The following is a 401-nucleotide window of genomic DNA, read 5'->3' on the forward strand; positions in this document are numbered from 1 at the left end:
TCGTACAGTTGCCCCAGCTTTTCAAACAGGCGGCGACGTTCTTCATCCACGGCAGCGGAAACTCGATCAGGAAAGTGTGAAGCGTTTCGGTCACTGTATGACGGAGCCGGATTGCGAATCGCATCAACGTGCATCATCCAGCCGTTGCCGAGTCTGCCAATTGCCTTATTAATACGAAATGAGACAAGCTCTCTTTCTTGGTCTGTCGCACTCGCGTTGTCTGCACCTTTAAAAAAGAAAGACGCCATAAAAGAACCGTTCTTACATACGATTACACCATCATCAACAACAGCGGCGTAATTAAGCATGTCGGCGAAGGATTCATCCTTTGAGCGATATTTTTTAAGGTGATATTCCTTCACCATACGCTGATAGTAAGCCAGCATCATGCCAAGCAAGAT

Annotated in this window: 1 pseudogene; it reads right to left on the bottom strand. The window is 46.9% G+C overall.

The annotated features are described in order from the left end of the window. A pseudogene (locus GVK91_RS27260) lies at positions 1–389 on the bottom strand (conjugal transfer protein TrbE); the annotation flags it as partial. Positions 390–401: the final 12 nt, after the last annotated feature.

The sequence above is a fragment of the Sphingobacterium sp. 18053 genome, assembly GCF_902706145.1.
GTDB lineage: Bacteria > Bacteroidota > Bacteroidia > Sphingobacteriales > Sphingobacteriaceae > Sphingobacterium > Sphingobacterium paramultivorum.